This is a genomic window from Streptomyces hirsutus, assembly GCF_001418415.1.
GTDB lineage: Bacteria > Actinomycetota > Actinomycetes > Streptomycetales > Streptomycetaceae > Streptomyces > Streptomyces hirsutus.
In genome coordinates, this window is the sequence record NZ_LIQT01000665.1 from 1 (window position 1) to 1,438 (window position 1,438).

The window sequence follows — 1,438 nt, forward strand, 5'->3', positions numbered from 1 at the left end:
TGCCGGGCCCGGGGGCGGGCGCGGGGTCGGGCATGAGGAGCGCGCCGACGTTCTCCGCGGCGGAGATCTGCGCGGAGTTCACGTGCACGCCGATGCCGTCGGCGACGACACGCAGGCCGCGCGCGAGGTTCTCGGCGCTGGGCCGCTGCTCGGGGTTCTTGCTGAGGCAGCGCTCGATGACCGTCCAGAGCGGGTCCGGGACGGTGGAGGGGCGACGCGGTTCGGCGCTCAGGTGCTGGTGCAGCACCTCCAGGGCGGAGCCGCCGGAGAACGGCGGGCGGCCGGTGACCAGTTCGTACAGCAGGATGCCGGCGCCGTAGATGTCGACGGCGGAGGTCTGCGGGCGGCCCTCGGCGGACTCGGGCGCGATGTACGCGGGTGTGCCGACGAACTCGTGGGTGCGGGTCAGCCCCGGGGAGTCGGCCAACCGGGCGATGCCGAAGTCGGTCAGCATCGGGTGCAGCTCGCCGCCACCCTGCTTGAGCAGCACGTTGGCGGGCTTCAGGTCACGGTGCACCACGCCGTCGGCGTGGCTGGCGCCGAGCGCGTCGGCGATCTGGGCGGTCATGAGGGCGGCGGCGGCGGGCGTGAAGGGGCCGTTCTCGCGCAGATAGCGGTGCAGGTCGGGACCCTCGACGAGATCCATGACCAGGGCCAGCAGATCGCCCTCGACCACCAGGTCGCGGACCCGGACAATGTTGGGGTGGGTCAGTCTGAGCAGGACGGAGCGTTCCCTCAGGAAACGCATCACGACGTCCGCGTCGCTCGCGAGCTCCTCCTTGAGGACCTTGATCGCGACGGTCTCTCCCGGCTGACCGGGCACTGCCGCCTCGGCCCCCGCGGTCTCGCTCCCCCAAGGAGCTCCGACAGGCTGCGCGCCAGGGGGGACCCCCACGCGGGCTCGCCAGACGGTGCCCGTGGCGCCGCGTCCGATCGGCTCCTCGAGCAGGTATTTGCTGCCTACCGGCCGCACGTCATGCGCTCCCTGCTGCTTGCTTGACTGGCGTACACCGTGATGCGTCGTGCTCGGAAATGTTCCGCCCCACTGTAATGCCGCAACGCGGGACACCGGCCTGACACCGTCGACGACTTCCTTCCCGGCTCTCGTACGGGGAGGACGTGATCTCCCCCGGGCGCAGCCCGGACCAGGGCCCGGACCAGGGCCCGGGCGGGGTCCGCGGGGTCCTGCTCGTGTTCGAGGAAAGACGCTCGACCCGGTCCGTTGGTTGCCGATGGCCGGACGTGACCGATCTCAAGTAGCGCTGGAACGATCATCCATGACGCATTGGTCAGGCACTTTTGAGGGCAGAGCCGACCAATCAAGATCATTTGATGCGGGGAGGCGGGCGCGTTGTCGGTGGCAGGTGCGAGGATGCCTGCAGCACTGGCCGTACGTGCGCGTGTGGTGGTGGGGGAAGTCCGCGGTGGGGGACCGCGG

Annotated in this window: 1 protein-coding gene; it reads right to left on the reverse strand. The window is 70.7% G+C overall.

All coding sequences use genetic code 11. From position 1 onward, the window contains the following. A partial coding sequence (locus tag AOK11_RS37015; RefSeq protein WP_157869534.1) for a serine/threonine-protein kinase occupies positions 1 to 973 on the reverse strand: 973 nt, incomplete at its 3' end. Positions 974 to 1,438 lie beyond the last annotated feature (465 nt).